At 50.8% G+C, this 17,020-nt stretch carries 19 protein-coding genes, 1 tRNA gene and 3 pseudogenes; all 23 read right to left on the reverse strand.

The annotated features are described in order from the left end of the window. Window positions 1–3 precede the first annotated feature (3 nt). The 23 genes and pseudogenes from ACHHV8_RS20015 to ACHHV8_RS20125 all read right to left on the reverse strand — a co-directional run bounded on the left by ACHHV8_RS20015 (window position 4) and on the right by ACHHV8_RS20125 (window position 17,020). Window positions 4–729, reverse strand: a complete 726-nt coding sequence (locus ACHHV8_RS20015; RefSeq protein WP_395160926.1) for a demethylmenaquinone methyltransferase — start codon at window positions 727–729, stop codon at window positions 4–6. A gap of 10 nt (window positions 730–739) precedes the next feature. Continuing rightward, window positions 740–1,603 carry a heptaprenyl diphosphate synthase component 1 gene (locus ACHHV8_RS20020; RefSeq protein WP_395160928.1) on the reverse strand — a complete coding sequence of 288 codons (864 nt, stop codon included), beginning with the start codon at window positions 1,601–1,603 and terminating at the stop codon, window positions 740–742. Between the two features lie 88 nt (window positions 1,604–1,691). After that, complete coding sequence (locus tag ACHHV8_RS20025) at window positions 1,692–2,219, reverse strand: hypothetical protein (protein ID WP_395160930.1); 528 nt, start codon at window positions 2,217–2,219, stop codon at window positions 1,692–1,694. Window positions 2,220–2,323: 104 nt separating this feature from the next. Continuing rightward, window positions 2,324–2,566: a trp RNA-binding attenuation protein MtrB gene (gene mtrB / locus ACHHV8_RS20030; protein ID WP_395160932.1), complete on the reverse strand. Its 243-nt coding sequence runs from the start codon at window positions 2,564–2,566 to the stop codon at window positions 2,324–2,326. A 137-nt stretch (window positions 2,567–2,703) separates the two neighbouring features. Then, the gene (locus ACHHV8_RS20035; protein ID WP_395160934.1) at window positions 2,704–3,630 is read right to left on the reverse strand and encodes a phosphatase PAP2 family protein; all 927 of its coding nucleotides are present in this window, start codon (window positions 3,628–3,630) and stop codon (window positions 2,704–2,706) included. 199 nt (window positions 3,631–3,829) lie between these two features. After that, window positions 3,830–3,906, reverse strand: a tRNA-Pro gene (locus ACHHV8_RS20040). Window positions 3,907–4,059: 153 nt separating this feature from the next. Then, entirely contained in the window at window positions 4,060–4,332 is a 273-nt protein-coding gene (locus ACHHV8_RS20045) for an HU family DNA-binding protein (RefSeq protein ID WP_094013322.1), read from the reverse strand. Between the two features lie 194 nt (window positions 4,333–4,526). Then, complete coding sequence (gene spoIVA, locus ACHHV8_RS20050) at window positions 4,527–6,005, reverse strand: stage IV sporulation protein A (RefSeq protein ID WP_395160937.1); 1,479 nt, start codon at window positions 6,003–6,005, stop codon at window positions 4,527–4,529. A 261-nt stretch (window positions 6,006–6,266) separates the two neighbouring features. Next, complete coding sequence (locus ACHHV8_RS20055) at window positions 6,267–6,992, reverse strand: hypothetical protein (RefSeq protein ID WP_395160939.1); 726 nt, start codon at window positions 6,990–6,992, stop codon at window positions 6,267–6,269. 4 nt (window positions 6,993–6,996) lie between these two features. After that, the gene (locus ACHHV8_RS20060) at window positions 6,997–7,338 is read right to left on the reverse strand and encodes a 2Fe-2S iron-sulfur cluster-binding protein (protein ID WP_395160941.1); all 342 of its coding nucleotides are present in this window, start codon (window positions 7,336–7,338) and stop codon (window positions 6,997–6,999) included. A gap of 18 nt (window positions 7,339–7,356) precedes the next feature. Continuing rightward, window positions 7,357–7,980 carry a nucleotidyltransferase domain-containing protein gene (locus tag ACHHV8_RS20065; RefSeq protein ID WP_395160943.1) on the reverse strand — a complete coding sequence of 208 codons (624 nt, stop codon included), beginning with the start codon at window positions 7,978–7,980 and terminating at the stop codon, window positions 7,357–7,359. A 32-nt stretch (window positions 7,981–8,012) separates the two neighbouring features. Next, window positions 8,013–8,306, reverse strand: a complete 294-nt coding sequence (locus tag ACHHV8_RS20070) for a 2Fe-2S iron-sulfur cluster-binding protein (RefSeq protein WP_395160945.1) — start codon at window positions 8,304–8,306, stop codon at window positions 8,013–8,015. Between the two features lie 19 nt (window positions 8,307–8,325). Continuing rightward, complete coding sequence (locus tag ACHHV8_RS20075; protein ID WP_395160947.1) at window positions 8,326–8,505, reverse strand: DUF2768 family protein; 180 nt, start codon at window positions 8,503–8,505, stop codon at window positions 8,326–8,328. A gap of 135 nt (window positions 8,506–8,640) precedes the next feature. After that, window positions 8,641–8,904, reverse strand: a complete 264-nt coding sequence (locus ACHHV8_RS20080) for a stage VI sporulation protein F (protein WP_395163568.1) — start codon at window positions 8,902–8,904, stop codon at window positions 8,641–8,643. Between the two features lie 112 nt (window positions 8,905–9,016). Further along, a complete protein-coding gene (locus ACHHV8_RS20085; protein WP_395160949.1) occupies window positions 9,017–10,060 on the reverse strand; it encodes an NAD(P)H-dependent glycerol-3-phosphate dehydrogenase in 1,044 nt (347 codons plus the stop codon). 17 nt (window positions 10,061–10,077) lie between these two features. Beyond that, window positions 10,078–10,674 carry a glycerol-3-phosphate 1-O-acyltransferase PlsY gene (gene plsY, locus ACHHV8_RS20090; RefSeq protein WP_395163569.1) on the reverse strand — a complete coding sequence of 199 codons (597 nt, stop codon included), beginning with the start codon at window positions 10,672–10,674 and terminating at the stop codon, window positions 10,078–10,080. Between the two features lie 15 nt (window positions 10,675–10,689). Next, window positions 10,690–12,015, reverse strand: a complete 1,326-nt coding sequence (gene der, locus ACHHV8_RS20095; RefSeq protein ID WP_395160951.1) for a ribosome biogenesis GTPase Der — start codon at window positions 12,013–12,015, stop codon at window positions 10,690–10,692. Between the two features lie 117 nt (window positions 12,016–12,132). Next, window positions 12,133–12,324: a capping complex subunit for YIEGIA gene (locus ACHHV8_RS20100; RefSeq protein ID WP_395160953.1), complete on the reverse strand. Its 192-nt coding sequence runs from the start codon at window positions 12,322–12,324 to the stop codon at window positions 12,133–12,135. Between the two features lie 3 nt (window positions 12,325–12,327). After that, the gene (locus ACHHV8_RS20105; RefSeq protein WP_395160955.1) at window positions 12,328–13,242 is read right to left on the reverse strand and encodes a YIEGIA family protein; all 915 of its coding nucleotides are present in this window, start codon (window positions 13,240–13,242) and stop codon (window positions 12,328–12,330) included. Between the two features lie 15 nt (window positions 13,243–13,257). Further along, complete coding sequence (locus tag ACHHV8_RS20110; protein ID WP_395160957.1) at window positions 13,258–13,893, reverse strand: YphA family membrane protein; 636 nt, start codon at window positions 13,891–13,893, stop codon at window positions 13,258–13,260. A gap of 50 nt (window positions 13,894–13,943) precedes the next feature. After that, window positions 13,944–15,034, reverse strand: a pseudogene (gene fni, locus ACHHV8_RS20115) (type 2 isopentenyl-diphosphate Delta-isomerase). 31 nt (window positions 15,035–15,065) lie between these two features. Beyond that, a pseudogene (rpsA, locus tag ACHHV8_RS20120) lies at window positions 15,066–16,308 on the reverse strand (30S ribosomal protein S1). 129 nt (window positions 16,309–16,437) lie between these two features. Then, window positions 16,438–17,020: pseudogene (locus ACHHV8_RS20125) on the reverse strand (lysophospholipid acyltransferase family protein).

Here is a 17,020-nt window from a genome sequence, read left to right on the forward strand (position 1 = left end):
TTCCTATTCCGCTCCCTGCTTCTTGATGCCGATATGAAGTGCCGCGATGCCTCCGGTAAGCGGATAAGCTTGAACATGGGTCAACCCCGTATTTCTGAAAATGTCGGCCAGTTGCTTATGATCGGGAAAATGGATTAACGATTCCGGCAGCCATCTGTACTGCTCATAACGTTTGGCAATCAGCTTGCCCATCAGCGGTAAAATGTTTTGAAAATAAAAATAATAAAGCCCCTTGAACGGCTGCCAGGTTGGTTTCGACAACTCCAACGAAACGACCATACCGCCAGGCTTTACAACCCTTTGCATTTCTTCGATGACCTTGACTAAATCGGGCACATTCCGAAGCGCAAACCCGATCGTGGCATAATCAAATGTGTTATCTTCATAAGGAAGCTGCATCGCATTCCCCTGCACCAGATCGATCTGCTTGTCCAGTCCGGCCTCCCGCACTTTCATCGCGCCGTATTCCAGCATGTTCTGGCTGAAATCGAGGCCGACGGCTTTGCCGTTCCCGCTTGCCTTCGCAAGGCTGATAGTCCAATCGCAGGTACCGCAGCATAAATCAATCGAAGTGCTGCCGGGCTTCACCTGCATTTTGTTCATCGTAAACTTTCTCCAGGCCTTATGCCGGCGAAAGCTTAGGATATCGTTCATTAAATCGTATTTCGGCGCGATGCTTTCAAACACCGAATGTACAAACTCTTCTTTTGATTTCGTCTTGGATTGCACAGGGTTCACCTCATATTTCTTCCATCGCTTTAGGTGTCGAGAGGTATCGCATGAACGGCTCTCCAATAAGCAGAAGCTCTTTGCCAAGCTCCTTCGAATCCAGCGACTGCAGCTTGTCCTGCAGCTGCTTCATGCTCGAATTCAGCATCTGATACAGCTGCGGCGTTACTTTATATTTGAGCCAAATCGATCTCAGCTTGGACGGATCCGCATCCTCCGACTGTATATGCTTCTTCTCTTCCTTGGAAGCGAGCTGCATAATATGCCAATATCCCCAGCTGTCTTTATACTGCTGAGCGATTTCAGAGCGGTTGATTTCCTGCATTAGCACTTCGCACTGGGTAAACAGCCTCAGTACTTCCGGCCATGCGCCTCTCACCGATTCCTCCATAAAACCGGCAAAGGCGAGAAACAGCTGCGTCTTGACCTCCACCGACTGTTTTATGTAATCGTCCGCCGTCATCTTGATCTGCTTCATCAGCTGGTACAAGCTCATTTTCAGCCGGTTCGCTTCACAGATCGCATCGGAAATAATCCCGATCAAATGAATATGTCCTGCATGGGACAGCAGATAGTAGAACCTGCCGGAGAAGTAGTCGCCGGCAAGCACCTTCAACTGCCTGGACCGGGATGCTTTCATTTCTTTCACATTATTATTGATGCTGACCATATCGTGCGTATCCAAGCCCATCTGCACGAGCGTAGTTACCAGGGTAAATAGCTCGCTGCTGCTTGAGAACACACTGTGCCTGCTCAAAAATGCATATAACAACCGTGCCCGGAACTCCGGAAAATGAGGAAGGTCCGTATGCTTGGTGATCATGTCGTATTCCATATATTTTTGAGCCATTTCCGGTATCCGATAAGAATTCATATTTTGCCTCCGACCCCATACAAAGAATCACAATATCTCCATCCAAATTATTATAGCACAATCGGACGTTTGACGCATAATAGATGTTTTAACTTTTTACATCGTAGCGCTCCTGCCATTTAGGCGTATACGTCATACGAAAATGGGACTGCAGGTACGTTTCCAGCTCCTCCTCGCTCTCCGTTTCCTGCAGCGATTCGTTTGGCAGCCACTTCTCCCGCCTTGCGTCCGCCGCGACGAGCAGCGAAGCCGGTCTGCCGCCGTCCTTAGAGCCGTCCATCACCCGGACGAGCACCTGGTTGATGTTCGTAGAATTATGAAACAAGCTGCGCGGCAGCTCATACAAATCTTGAACGATCTCCTTTTTGTCCGTAGCGGGCGAGGCCAGCAAATCGACGGAAACGATCGCATGCGTTACCTCTACTTTACGGATCCGAAGATGCAGCTGGGTTTTGCTCATTACATCCACGATATTGGTCTCCGAGACCTGCTGCGCCTTGGCGGAACGAAAGACGGACGTGCTTCCCAGCCGTTCAAGCTGCGGCAGCATGGAGAGCGCAATGAGGAGTCCCATGGAAAACAGAGTGGTTAACAGAAGACGGGCAATCCATTTCAACGGACAACTTCCTCCTTCATGAGGGTGAGTGCTTGACCGATAAAATCCCTCTTCTATCATTGTACAACGAAAAAAAGCAGGCTATGCCTGCAGAAACTGAGAAATTATTCCTCTGTCTTCATAATGCCGAACTTGGTCATGACTTCCGCTTTGCCGCGGATCTTGACCGCTGAGGTATGAGCTGTAAACTGTGCGATCATAATTTCATTCTTGTCGAGCTTCTCGGTATGGTGAAACCGGGTATCCTGGCCCCGGGTAAGGCCGATGACCTGAACTCCGTTTTCCTTTGCTTTAATAACAAAGTAATCTCCCTGCGTCTGATTTTGATTCTGATTGTTGGCTTCCATAAAGCGTCGCTTCCTTCCTGTCCATTCATCTAATTGTATGATGCAGAAAAACAAAACGAATGTCAACAGGACACAGGCACTAAACCAACGCAAACGAAAAATTTTGCCTGGCACGCCCAAAGAAAAAAGCCGCCTGATTAGGCAGCCATTGTATCCGTAGCATAGCTCGTTTCTTTCTTCCCGCTATAAAAAGCTATAAACCAGTTTGGCAGCAGCTTCGTACCGTATTTGATCACAACGTCGGCCAGCTTTACCGTACCGAATGCGAACAGCATGCCGGCAATCACATCCAGCACCCAGTGAATTTGCAGGTACATGGTTGAGAAAATGATCGAGGCGCAGTAGGCGACCATCATATATTTAAAAATGCGATCCTTCTCGCGCAAAGCAAGCAGCAGCATGGCAAACGAGATTGACGTATGCATACTCGGAAAGCAGTTCATGACATTGACGAGCATTTCATTCTCGGTGGCAAACTGACGGCCGAGCAGATCGGGCTGGCCTTTTACCCACCAAACTTCACGCAGCAAAATCAAATTATAAAAAGGCAGAATAAGAGGAAACTGCAATAAGTGCCCGGAGAGCGCGTAGGAAAGCATCTTCTTCATGCTCTTCGTCCAGAAGCTGCGAACGATACAAATCCACAGCGACAAAACAAAGCCGTAGTTGTAAATCCACACGAAAGCTTTATCCATAGCCGGCGTTTTAAACGTTCTCGCCCATCCGGCGCTATTCAACGGTATGCTGTTCATCATGTTGTCCCACGTCCATGGATGGCGGTTGTTTTCGAACATCCAGTTCGCAATTTTCCACCACAGCCCGTTGCCTGATCCATAGAAATAGTAGAACACATACAGCATGGGGATACCGAAAATAAAAAATCGTTTCCAATCGACGTCTATCTGATCTTTACGAACCCCTAAAAGACAGACCAAAAGCAATACCCAGCACGAAGGACTCCAAGCGCCCGCGATGCCAATGCGCCAGATTAGGAATATCGACAGGATAATCCCGTACATCGTCCAATCGTTAGACGCAAGCCATAATTTTGTTTTCTCTTTCACTCCAGCTAATCCCCCTCTTAAGGTGTCGAACAATAAAAATGAAGTTACCGCCCACTCAGTATATCAAAAAATTGTGCGAATAGCTTCATAAAATTTTAACATGTCTATGCTTACTTGACTATAGTCCTAATGTTCGTTCGGCCATGCCCCTTACGGCCTAAAAGAAGAAAGAGACACCGCTATAACGATGTCTCTTTCATGGTCGGAGTAACACGATTCGAACGTGCGACCTCACCCACCCCAAGGGTGCGCGCTACCAGGCTGCGCCATACCCCGATTACCTTTACGAACAATTTATATTATAAAATGGAAGACGCTGCTTGTAAAGGGTTGCTGCAGCAAAAAACACCCGCAGCTCATTTGCAAGCCGCGGGTGTTTCTCCACAACGAAGGATAACATTTGATTCATGTTATGTAGAAAAACCGTTATTATTGAATCCCGTCTCTCAGTGCTTTCCCTGGCTTGAAAGCAGGGATTTTGCTGGAAGGGATTTCGATTTCTTCGCCTGTTTGCGGGTTACGTCCTTTACGAGCGGAACGTTCACGAACTTCAAAATTTCCGAATCCAACCAGTTGTACTTTATCTCCACCTTGCAAAGCTTCAGAGATCGCTTCGAAGACAGCTTCAACCGCTTTCGTTGCATCCTTCTTGGAAAGCTCGCTTGTTTCTGCTACTTTATTAATCAATTCAGATTTATTCATGCCATTCACCTCCCCCCAAGAGAAATTGCTATCTCGTTATTCTCTTTGTTAACGGAAATGTTCAAAAATATACATCTGACGCTGTAAAACCGAACAAATCAAGACTATAGTAATACACCCATGTTACTTTTTCAAGTAAAAACAAAAAAATGCACCCTTCGGAGTGCATTTTCGTTGAGTAACTGTGACATATATCACAGAATAATAGCTATCAGCCCACCGGAGCCTTCATTGATAATACGTCCCAGCGTTTCCTGCAGCTTGTATCTGGCATTGTCCGGCATCATCGCCAGCTTGCCCTGAATGCCTTCGCGAACGATGGAGTGAAGCGATCTTCCGAAAATATCCGACTCCCACATTTTCAGCGGGTTGTCCTCGAAATCCTGCATCAAATAACGCACAAGCTCCTCGCTCTGCTTCTCTGTGCCGATGATCGGTGAAAACTCGGATTCGACGTCGACGCGAATCATGTGTATAGACGGCGCTGTGGCCTTCAATCTTACTCCGAAGCGGGACCCCTGGCGAATGAGCTCCGGCTCCTCCAGAGCCATATCGGCAAGCGTCGGAGGCGCAATTCCGTAGCCTGTCGTCTTGACCATTTCCAAAGCCTCGGCAAAATGGTCGTATTCCCGCTTCGCATGGCTGAAATCCTGCATCAGCTGGAGCAGATGGTCTTTGCCGCGGATTTCCACGCCCACGACTTCCATCAGAATCCGGTCATACAGCTCATCCGGAGCATACAGGTCGATTTCTGCGACGCCCTGCCCCATATTCATACCCGCCAGAGCGGCTTTTTCGATAAAGTCGTATTCTTCGAATTGGGCTACAACCCGGTCGACATCGCGCAGCCTGCGGATGTCCTGCACGGTTTCGCGGACGGAATTCTCGAAGTGGGAGCGGAGCCAGTGATTTTCCTCCAGCACCATCACCCAGCTTGGCAGATTCACATTCACCTCGTGAACCGGGAATTCGTACAGCACCTCGCGAAGCACGGAGGTCATATCATCCTCATTCATGTTTGCAACGCTCATGGACACGACAGGCACATCATGCTGCGTCTGCAGCTGGCTGCGCAGCTCCTGGGCGAAGTCCCCGTTCGGCTTGGTCGAGTTGACGATGACGATAAACGGTTTGCCGACTTCTTTCAGCTCGTTGATGATTCTTTCCTCGGCATCTACATAGGAAGCCCGGGGAATTTCAGCGATGGAGCCGTCCGTCGTTATGACAACGCCAAGCGTGGCATGCTCCTGGATTACCTTGCGCGTGCCGATTTCGGCCGCTTCCTGAAAAGGTATCGCCTCGTCGAACCAAGGCGTATTAATCATGCGAGGACCGTTCTCATCCTCGTAGCCCTTGGCCCCTTCCACCACATAGCCTACACAATCCACCAGACGTACATTGACATTCAGTCCTTCAGCAACATGCAGCTGCACTGCATTGTTCGGTACGAATTTCGGCTCTGTCGTCATAATGGTGCGGCCCGCAGCGCTTTGCGGCAGCTCATCCGTCGCCCGAATGCGGTCCGATTCATTCTGAATGTTGGGCAGCACGATCGACTCCATAAAGCGCTTGATAAACGTTGATTTCCCAGTACGGACCGCTCCAACGACCCCCAGGTAAATATCCCCGCCAGTACGCTCTGCAATGTCCTTAAAGATATCCACTTTTTCCAATGAGAATCCCTCCTACAGGTTGTTTAAGACGAAACTCGTACATGCTTTTTGGACTAGTAAAAATATATGTACTAGCAAGCGAAATATGATGAAATAATTGTGCCTTTATTTCGAAATCACTCCTTGCTTGTTCGCGGGCATCACACGCCGCAGCTTTATCTCTCTGAGAATATATGAACCGATGCGGGGCGTTATTCTTTGCAGCACAAAAAAACCTCTATCTCCCTTGCAATTCAAGGTTAATAGAGGCTTTATCGATAATTATTTAAGCGAAGGGGCCGGCTGTCCGTTGACCCAGCGATAAGCAAGGGTGCGGGCAGGGACGAAGTAGGAATCCTTGACTAACAGCTCGCGCAGATCCTGATCCGCCTTCAAGCTGCTCTGCAGCGATTTTTTATCGATCAGCCGCATGATTTCCTCCGAATAATCGATGGAAACCTGTCCCGCATCGTCCATAAAAAACGGCAGCACTACATTGCGCGTATACATGCTATGGACCTCGACCGGCTTCTTTTTCATTTTGGCAAAATCGATCCGGTATAACGACGGGGCAATCTCTTCCCCCTTCGGAATGTTCCCGTAATTTTTGGAACGGTACTCGTCAACAAGCTTCTGGACTTCCACCGTCTGCTGGAACGACGTCAAATCCATCATTTTGACCGTCGGCTTCGTCTCGGCATCCACCAGTACATAGATGGCGCTGCCCCCGTTCTCAAAAGCGTTGGCCGGCACGTTGCTGATGACGCCGCGTTCCTTCATTTTTTTAAAATCGACCGGATACTTTTCATAAATCGGCGTCGTTTCTTCACTATTTTTGATCGGCAGCACGCCGGTTTTGGCATGATATTGATCGACCGCATTTTGCACTACGACTATATATTCCCCTGTCGCGACCTGATTTTCCTGACGCATTTCGTTCGGATACATACAGCCGGCTCCCAGCACACAAAGCAGAGCCAGCAAGAAACCGATTGCCGCTTTCTTCAAAATGTCAACACCCTTCCTCTTCCTGCTGTCTTGCCAGCTGCTTTCTGACAGCCGCCTTTAACGGGTCTTCCGGAAGCACTGCAGTGACCGTTCCCGTTACTTTAGCCTGGCAGGCGAGCCGGTACCCCTGCTCTTCCTGTCCTCCCAGCTTCAAACGCTCGTTCTGATTGATCGGCGCGAGCCCCGACGGATCCGGCACCTGAACCTTACACATCATACAGGCTGCTTTGCCCCCGCAGCGCGTCCGAATCTGCACTCTCGCCCTCCGCGAGGCATCCAGGATCGTCGTTCCCGGCCTGACCTCAACGGTCTTACCGTCCGGCAGAAATGTCACTTTTGCTCCCATCGTGATTCGGCGGCTCCTTTATAGTCCTCTTTTTTCTTCTTGTGCCAACACATGATGTAATCGTGACACAAATTCCTCGCTCCATATGCTGCGAGACAGCAAATCATCCAAAGCCGCTGTCGCTTGAGGCGAACCGCTGCCGCTTCTTTGGCCTAGAGCCCGCGCGATGCTCTCATAACGGTCGGGACGGACTCTAAGCAGATTGAAAAGCAGCTCATGCTCAAGCGGCATCAGCCGAAGCTCCTCCAGGCCGCACGCGGCATAATCAGCCGCAGGAACCGCTCCATGCTTGTCATACAAATAAGCTGCCTCTACCTTGTAGACGCAGCCATAGGCCGATACAACGAATCCTCCGACCAGCTCTACCTTGACGTCATGTATTAAATAATGGCTTAAAATCGACCGGTACTGCCCGGAACGGTCATCCAGCTGCTCGTCCACCGCAAATTCAATCAGCGCCTGATGAATGAGCTTCGCTGCGTCATCATCCGCGTACAAGTCCAAATCCCGCGGCTCCGAGGCCAGCGGCACTCCTTGAAGCAGCAGTCCCGTACTGCCTCCTACCAGCCACGGCACCTGAATGGGGCGGAGTCTTTTATTAATCTCAGCCAGCGCCCGTTCCAGCTTATCCGTCATTTTCATGCTTAACCCTCATTTCCCGGCATACATCCTTATTAAAAATAAGGTCGGTGGGTAACCGAAATCGTTCCCTCCCGCTTCACTGTCGCTTGGCATGCCAGACGAAAGCCTTCCTCTATCTCCTCCGGCTCCAGCCGATCCAATTCCGCATCTGTAGGCTCGTTCAACCATTCCGTTCCCTCGGTGACCAGACACCGGCAGCGGGCACAGGTTCCCCGCGTACAAGAGAACGCCCACTCCACCTTGTGCTTCATCGCCAGATCCAATAAGGTCAGACCGGTTTCCGGTTCTATTTGCTGCTGATTTTTACGCCCCTTGATTGTAATCATGCTGCCTTGCTCCCCCACCTTATAATATCGACACGATCATATACAGCAATATCGGCAAAAACAGCATAAACGCGACCATCGAGAGCACGATGCGCAGCACTCCCTTGGTTTTGCTTCGCGCAAAAGTGATCAGCAGCGATGCAGCCACCATTAATCCGATCGCAATAAACGATGCCCACATTTTGTCCATTGGCGACATGTTTCGAATACCCCCTAAATCATCCCTTGCCTGCAAAAAGACTGTGCTTTTGTTTGCTTGTCCCAAAATATTCTAAGCTATTATAGCACAAAAAAAGCACACGCGCGCCGTTTGGCCGCCTGTGCCACGAAACTGTTACTTTTTACTGATCATTTTCATTAGCTGTTCCATGCTGTTGCCGTTCATTTTGCTGCTTTTAATCGCCTGGATCAGCTCATTCATCGTCGATTCGGATACCGGCACGTTGACGAGTCCGGAAACCTGCTTGATCAGCTGTCTCAGCTGAGCGTCACTTTGCATTGTGGAAGGCTTCACGCCACTGGCCAGCTTATAGATGTCCTTCTCGCTGACGTTTTTACCGGTTTTTTTCTTAACGACGTTCAGCACGTCCTTGGACATATTTTTATTGGTCACTGTCCTGTCCCTCCTTAGTCATCTTACTGCCACAAAAGCTGGCTGATGAATCTAAGGTATTTTATGAACAGAAGCCCTAACCCGTGTAGGCGGTTGTCTAACCGAACCACTTTGTTTGAACAGGCTTGGCCACCTCTTCAATCTCATGGGTACGTCCCCTGCCCATTAAATCTTCCACCGCTGCCGCTGCAGGCTTGCCGTTAAACAGCACCTGGTACAGCTCGTCGGCGATCGGCATCTCGACATCGAATTGCCGCGACAGCGTATAAGCCGCCTGCGTCGTCTTCACGCCTTCGACCACCATGCCCATCTGCTTCAGCACTTCCTCCAGCGGCTTCCCTTGGGCAAGCATATAACCCGCCCGCCAGTTCCGGCTGTGCTTGCTTGTGCAGGTCACCACCAAATCCCCGATACCGGCGAGTCCGGCAAAGGTCAGCGGGTTACCGCCCATCGCAGTTCCCAGCCGGGAGATTTCGGCCAGTCCGCGGGTGAGCAGCGCCGCTTTGGCATTATCGCCATAGTCTAAGCCGTCAGTCAGACCGGCGCCGAGCGCGATAATATTTTTCAGGGCTCCGCCGACCTCGACCCCTACGACGTCCGGATTCGTATAGACGCGGAAGAAAGGCGTGATCAGCAGATCCTGCGCCGCTTCCGCAGCCGCCTCGGACTCGGAAGCGACCACCACTGTCGTAGGGCACTGGCGAATGACCTCTTCGGCATGGCTTGGCCCCGACAGCACGATGATCCTGGCCGGATCGGTATCAGGCAGCTCGTCTGCAAGCACCGTCGACATGCGCTTCAGCGTGCCGGTTTCGAAGCCTTTGGTCGCGTGAACCAGCAGCGTATTGCTGTCTAAATACGGCTTCATTTGAGCCGCTACATCCCGCATCGCTGAAGACGGCGCAACAACAACAACGGCTTCCGCTTCCGTCAGCGCCTCCTGCATCGAGCTTGTTGCACGAATACGCGGAGACAGAACGGCATCGGTCAGAAACCGCCGGTTGCGGTGCTCCTTGTTAATCTCGGCAACCTGCTGCTCGTTGCGCGACCACAGCATAACATCCAAATCATTATCCGCCAACACAGAGGCAATGGCCGTCCCCCAGCTTCCGGCAACGAGCACCGATACTTTTTTGGCCAATGTGTCCACACCTCCGATTATTTTTTGGAACCGATTTTGTTCTCCTGTCCTTTGACCAGCTTTACAATATTGGTACGGTGACGGAACACCGCGAAAGCGAAGAGCAGAATGCTTAACCAGAACACTTCGATCGGATACCCCATAAACCAGATAAGAATAGGTATAATAGCGGTAAGCAGCAGGGATCCGAGGGAAACATAACGGGTCACAGCAATCGTTACGATAGCGACAATTCCGGCGTAAACGACAGGCATCGGAGCGAGGAAGAGCATAACCCCGATCGTCGTTGCAATGCCCTTGCCTCCTCTGAAGCCGAAATAGAGCGGCCAATTATGTCCCGAAATGGCGGCTAAGCCGCACAGCGTCTCGATCAGATGATCGCCGCCGGACATCCACCGGCCGATCGCTACCGCAGCCACGCCTTTTACCGCATCCAGCAAAAGAACGGTGATGGCAGGCCCTTTGCCAAGCACCCGCAGCGTGTTGGTCGCTCCGGCATTACCGCTGCCATGATTGCGGATGTCGATCCCTTTTAACAGCCTACCCGCCAAATAACTAAAACTGATCGAGCCTAACAAATACCCGATAATAATGGGCACGACGAACCACACCAGTCATCTCTCCTATCGTTATTCATCATCCGAAGATTTTTTGCGTGTAATCAGCCTTAACGGCGTGCCTTCAAAGCCGAAGGCCGCGCGAATTTTATTATCCAGATACCGTTCGTAGGAGAAATGCATGAGCTCCGGATCGTTTACGAAAACAACGATGGTCGGCGGCTTTACGGCAACCTGCGTCGCATAATTGATCCGCAGTCTTCTTCCTTTATCCGTTGGCGGCGGATTGATAGCTACCGCATCGGAGATGACATCGTTCAATAGATGCGTCTGAACGCGCATAGCATGGGCCTCGGCCACCTGGTTAACGACCGGAAGCAGCTTGTGAATCCGAGATTTGGTCAACGCGGACAAATAAACGATCGGAGCATAGCTCATGAACAGGAAGTGGTCGCGAATTTTTTGCGAAAATTGATGCATCGTCTTATCGTCCTTCTCGACGACATCCCATTTATTCACGACAAAGATCGCGGCTTTCCCGGCCTCATGGGCATAGCCTGCAATATGCTTATCCTGCTCGATGATCCCTTCTTCGCCGTTAATCAGCACCAGCACCACATCGGCGCGCTCGATAGCCTTCAACGCACGCATGACGCTGTATTTCTCCGTATTCTCGTACACCTTGCCGCGCTTACGCATCCCGGCGGTGTCGATAATCACGTACTGCTGACCGTCCTTCTCGAACGGCGTATCGATCGCATCCCGGGTCGTACCGGCAACGTTGCTCACGATAACCCGTTCTTCCCCCAGGATAGCATTCACCAAAGACGATTTCCCTACATTCGGACGGCCGATGAGAGCTACGCGGATGACTTCTTCCCCATATTCATCGTCCTTCGAGTCAGGGAAATGCTGCACGACTTCATCCAGCAGATCGCCCAAGCCCGTTCCGTGCGAGCCCGAAATCCCGAACGGCGTGCCGAATCCCAAGCTGTAAAACTCATAAATATCGTCCTGCCGCTGGATATTGTCAATTTTATTTACCGCTAAGACGACGGGCTTCTTGGAACGGAACAGCAGCTCCGCTACCTCCGAGTCGTTCGGTGTGATGCCCGCTTTACCGTCGACCATAAAGACGATGACATCCGCCTCTTCAATAGCAAGCTCGGCCTGCACGCGAACCGATTTCAGAATCTCGTCTTCGCCGTCAATCTCGATACCTCCGGTATCTATTACACTAAACTGATGATCCAGCCATTCACCGATGCCGTACAAACGGTCCCGGGTTACGCCCGGCATATCTTCAACAATCGCAAGTCTGTCCCCGATAATGCGGTTGAAAATGGTTGATTTCCCCACATTCGGACGACCGACTATTGCAACAACGGGTCTTGCCACTAGACTTCATTCCCTTCCTGGCTGCACAAACCGCACATACCGACAACTTGAAAAATTACACAACTTACATCATAGCATTTGCACCGGGTGAAATCAATGCAGGGCCCGACAAATTCGTTATTCCGAGGAGCTTTTGTGATCCACCAGAATCATGACTCCGTTCTGCAGATCGTGCGCCGAAGCATCCAATATTTTTTCCAGCTTGAAAGCGACCTTTTGCAGCTCTTCCGCGTTGGGAACAAGAAAAATGGGAGCGCCGCCGGCCACCTGTTCCTTATCCGCGGTAACCACCGCCATAATTTTACCCATAAGCTATGCTCCTTCCTTCCCGGCTTTCTGCACGTCCGCCTCTGAGGGCATCCGTACGGCGCTCTCCAGCACAGGCGATTGCAGCAGTACCTTACGCGCCTTTTCCGCATCCAACTCCTGCGGCAGTAAAAAGACGGCCAGCCGTCCGTCCCCCATATCCAGCTTCGCTAAGGGAAGGAGCGAGGGTTCGCCTTCGTCCCGGTATACGCCCATAATCGTCGAAAGATCGTGCAGCAGCGCCTGACGCTGACCGATGTTCGCTATCGTAACGCGGCAATTTTTATTTTTGGGAGTTACGATCAGACCTATGCCCCTTTTGCGGATAATTTCCCGGGTATCATCCAAGCCTACGTTCATAATATAGATGTCGTCGACAAACAAATTCGGGCCGTCCATTTTAACCTGGGCCGTCTTAACGTCGGCAATATGACAGATGCTTTTGCCGGATTTAAAATGGTTGGTCAGCAATATAGCCAGAATGCCCGCAATGATTCCCCAGTACCATGCAAAAACAATGCTGAACAACGCTGTAACGAAGGCCGTGAAAATGACCATGTAGTTGCGGCCCTCAAAAACCATCGCAATGCCTTCTATATATGTAGCTCCGCGCGGAACCAATTCCATGCTGTCGATTTTGGACAGCGTCTGGCGTTCCATATTGCGCACATCGCGGAACTGCTGCGCCGCTACGGTTAAGAAAGTTACGGCGGTATAGTTCTTATCCAGCAATGAAGGTACGGCTACCGCGCCTAAACCGGCCGCGATGAATCCCAACGAAATATGAATGATTTTGCCGTGCGGATAGGTCGGGTATTGGCGGTAATCCGTCCGAAGCATACTCAGCCTTGCCAGCATGCCGAACACGACGCCAAGCACAATTCCGACCGTATATTTCTGCTCTGCAATCCAATGCAGCATCTCCTCGCTCCTTTCCTATTCCCGGTCACCGCTGCGCCGGTGAATTCCTTCAATCAGCCACAGCGCACTCTTCTTACAAGCGGACAGCACGCCGGCTAACACAAGAGATATCCCTCTCGTTAAGCAGATCGTGAGCCACCATAAATCCTGAAAACCGAGCGTGCCCAATTGAAAGCCTGCATGAGCCCGGTGAAGGTAGCGATAGTAGGCATCGCCCAACAGCAGTCCCAAGGAAGCAACCGCTATTTGCACGCCCGCATTGCGGGTCATGAAGCTGAGCAAGACGGCAATCACGAGCGCAATCGTCATCTCCTGATTTCCTATCACGAGAAACGGCATCAGATGGAGCGTTTCCAGCATAAAAAACGTGACCGAGCCCAGCAGGATTCCGATAGAAAGAAGATGAAGCCGGTACAGATGCCCGTGCGAGCGCCATAGCACACGGACAATGACAGCGCACAGAACAAGCACATTCAACTGAATATGACCATACGGTATGGCGACGGAAAGCTTCATGCCTATACACCAGAAAATAAAAAAAAGAAGTATCAACGTGTTAGTTATACCTCTTATCATGAAGTCCTTCCAGCCGCTGGCGAACAATATCAACGTCACAAGCATGAGCAGCAGCGATAAGTATCCTGGATTCATTCGCACCACCTAAGAGCTTTCTTCTTTACTCGCTCCTTAGTATGGCTTTATTATGTAGTTTTAAACAAGCCTGTCCGATTTGCATAATTACGGATATCGATCCCCCGTGCATGGCACCAGGCTGCCGTCTCGCCAGTGATCACCACCGGGTATTTCCATAAGTCCGCGATTTGGTCCGTTCCCAACGCTGTCATAAGCAGCCGAAGCTCGTCGTGCATTTGTCCTATCCGCTCAATTAGCGCCTCTGTTCCTTCGGTCTGTAATGTCTTGAGAAAGGCGCCCGCGATGCCGACAGCGGATGATCCCAGAATAAGCGCTTTGCAGGCTTCCAGAGCTCCCCTTATTCCTCCGGACCCAATGATGGAAACGTCAGAGGAAAGCTTGGAGGCGGGTGAAGAATTTAACGCATCGTTCGCTTCCATAAGAGACACGGCCGTCGAGCAGCCCCACTCGTTGAGCCAGTCCATCGGCAAAGCGCGGCGCGCATTCTCGATAGCGGCAAAATTCGTCCCGCCGAAGCCGCCTACGTCTATAATGCGGACGCCGGCCTGCTGCAGCAGCTTCACGCTTTCCCTGCCTATTCCGAAGCCGACTTCTTTTACGATCACGGGTACGCCCGCATCCTTGACAATAGCCTCAATGCGTGAAAGCATGCCTTGAAAATCGCGGTCCCTTCCGGCATAATCAGCTCCTGCATCACATTCAGATGAATCTGGAGCGCATCCGCTCTCAGCATCTCCACGGCGGCCCGCGCTTGATCAAGCGTCGCTTCGCTGCCCAGGTTGCCAAATACAATCCCTTCCGGGTTAACCTTTCTTACGATCCGGTAGCTGGAAGCCACTTCCGGATCTTTGATCGCCGACATCTGTGAGCCTACAGCCATTGCCAAGCCCGTTTCTCTTGCGGCTGCGGCCAGTTCCCTGTTAATGGCCTCCGTTTCCTGCGCTCCGCCGGTCATCGCATTAATGAAAATAGGCGAGCTCAGTGTGAGCCCGCCTATTTTGGTGTGTAATGAGATGAGCCGAGCTGAGGATTCCGGCAGACAATTAGGAACGAGCCGGATGTCGGAGAAGCCTTGCTCCCCGCTCTGTCCGAGACTTAGTGCATGCTGTACATGCTCCAGTTTCCTAGGTATACGCACCTTGATTCCTCATTTCGTCTTCGATCATTACTTATTTAAATTTGCTAAGCTTGTCGCCGAAACGCTCGCCGAGCGTCAGGTTCAAGCCCTGGTTTTGATATTCTTCCGCAATTTGCGTTTCTTTCGGCTGGCGTGCAGGACGGTCGGATTTCGGCGCTGGAGCGGATGCTGCAGGCGCTTCTTCCGTTTCTTTGATGCTCAGGCTGATCCGCTTCTCATCCACGTTCAGGTCAAGTACCTTCACTTTCACTTCTTGACCTTCCTTCAGCACTTCATGCGGAGTCCCGATATGACGGTGAGCGATTTGGGAAATATGTACCAAACCTTCCACGCCAGGAGCTACTTCCACGAATGCGCCGAATTGAGCAAGACGTTTTACCGTACCTGTCACAATGTCGCCCACGTTAAACTTGGAGCTAACTTGCTCCCAAGGTCCCGGTTGAGTCGCTCTGATGCTCAGGCTGATGCGCTCATTAGCAGGGTCCAGCTTCAAGATTTGTACTTTGACTTGGTCGCCTTCTTTAACGACCTCGCCCGGTGTTTCAACATGGTGCCAAGCCATTTCGGAAATGTGCACCAAGCCGTCTACGCCGCCGATATCGACGAATGCGCCGAACTGCGTCAAGCGTTGAACCGTACCCGTCAATTCTTGACCGACGGAAAGCTGGGAAATGACTTCTTTCTTCTTAGCTTCGAACTCTTCGTCCAGCACATCCTTCTGGGAAAGGATGACTTTGTTTTTCTCGCGGTCGCATTTCTTTCACGCGAAGCTTCAAAGTACGGCCTTTGTAATCGCTGAAATCTTCAACGAAAGTACGCTCAACCATGGAAGCGGGTACGAAGCCTCTCAAGCCGATATCGACAACAAGGCCGCCCTTAACGACTTCAGCTACTTTTGCTTCGAGGATTGTTTTGTTCTCCATATCCTCTTGAAGCTTATCCCATGCTTTCTCGCTATCCACTACGCGCTTGGAAAGAACGAGCTTTTCTTTGTTATCATCAATAGTCAATACTTTCAGCTCCACATCTTGACCGACTTCGATGCCTTCCCCTGCGCTGCCCAAATTAACGGAAGACAGCTCGCGGACTGGAATAACGCCGTCATACTTATAGCCTACATCGACGAAAGCTTGATCGTCGTCGACTTTAATCACTTTACCTTTAACGGTATCCCCTTTTTTCAAGACCGATACGTTGGCCATGGATTCCTCTTGGGATAACTCTTGTGTTTCTTCTTCTTGTAGGTTCTGATCTACTTTTGTTTCCTCTGACATGGTTCAATACCCTCCTTGATTAGCAACCTTCAACCAATGAAATATTAGTTACAATTGCTGCTATCGTATATAATTTACCGGCGCATGAGATGCGCAGGTCAATTGTTTTTCTAAGTATTCCACAAATTATCATTTCGATTCGTACTGTTTAACCAAAGCGCGAATTTCATTCATAATTTTATCCGTCGCCTGCTCCGCTCCTTCAGAGCCCATAGCTCTGAACTCACTGAGATCCATCGGCTTGCCGTAAACCAGTGTCATAGGCCGGAAAAGCTTGTAGCCTCCAACGATGGCCGATGGCACGACCGCGGCACCGGATTTCAGCGCCAGACTTGCGGCGCCTTTCTTGCCCATGCCCCCCGCATTGCGCGAGCCTTCAGGAAAAATGCCCAAAATGTTATTCTCTTGAAGAAGCTGAAGCGATAATCGAATCGATTCTTTGCTCACTCCTCCCCGTTTCACTGGAAAAGCGCAAATTCTGGGAAGCACCCAGCCCAAAACCGGCGACCTCGAACAGCTCAGCCTTAGCCATGTAATGCACCCTTCGGGTAGTCAACGGGCTCCCCAGCAGAGGGGGATCAAAGTTGCTTGTGTGGTTGGCACACAAAATCACAGGCTTTCCTTCAGGGATATTTTCCAGGCCGATAACCCTCAGCCGGTACAATACGCGGAACAGGAAATGAAATGTCGCGCGCAGCGTAGTGTAGAGCAT

The sequence above is a fragment of the Paenibacillus sp. TAB_01 genome (assembly GCF_043945595.1).
In the GTDB taxonomy this organism is placed as follows: domain Bacteria; phylum Bacillota; class Bacilli; order Paenibacillales; family NBRC-103111; genus Paenibacillus_S.

Excerpts from the sequence above, each read along its gene's own strand:
- ACHHV8_RS20020 (WP_395160928.1), bottom strand. The coding sequence starts at position 1,603 with ATGAATTCTTATCGGATACCGGAAATGGCTCAAAAATATATGGAATAC.
- mtrB (WP_395160932.1), bottom strand. The coding sequence starts at position 2,566 with ATGGAAGCCAACAATCAGAATCAAAATCAGACGCAGGGAGATTACTTT.
- ACHHV8_RS20045 (WP_094013322.1), bottom strand. The coding sequence starts at position 4,332 with ATGAATAAATCTGAATTGATTAATAAAGTAGCAGAAACAAGCGAGCTT.
- ACHHV8_RS20060 (WP_395160941.1), bottom strand. The coding sequence starts at position 7,338 with ATGGGAGCAAAAGTGACATTTCTGCCGGACGGTAAGACCGTTGAGGTC.
- ACHHV8_RS20065 (WP_395160943.1), bottom strand. The coding sequence starts at position 7,980 with ATGAAAATGACGGATAAGCTGGAACGGGCGCTGGCTGAGATTAATAAA.
- ACHHV8_RS20070 (WP_395160945.1), bottom strand. The coding sequence starts at position 8,306 with ATGATTACAATCAAGGGGCGTAAAAATCAGCAGCAAATAGAACCGGAA.
- ACHHV8_RS20075 (WP_395160947.1), bottom strand. The coding sequence starts at position 8,505 with ATGTCGCCAATGGACAAAATGTGGGCATCGTTTATTGCGATCGGATTA.
- ACHHV8_RS20080 (WP_395163568.1), bottom strand. The coding sequence starts at position 8,904 with ATGTCCAAGGACGTGCTGAACGTCGTTAAGAAAAAAACCGGTAAAAAC.
- ACHHV8_RS20100 (WP_395160953.1), bottom strand. The coding sequence starts at position 12,324 with ATGGGTAAAATTATGGCGGTGGTTACCGCGGATAAGGAACAGGTGGCC.
- ACHHV8_RS20105 (WP_395160955.1), bottom strand. The coding sequence starts at position 13,242 with ATGCTGCATTGGATTGCAGAGCAGAAATATACGGTCGGAATTGTGCTT.
- ACHHV8_RS20110 (WP_395160957.1), bottom strand. The coding sequence starts at position 13,893 with ATGAATCCAGGATACTTATCGCTGCTGCTCATGCTTGTGACGTTGATA.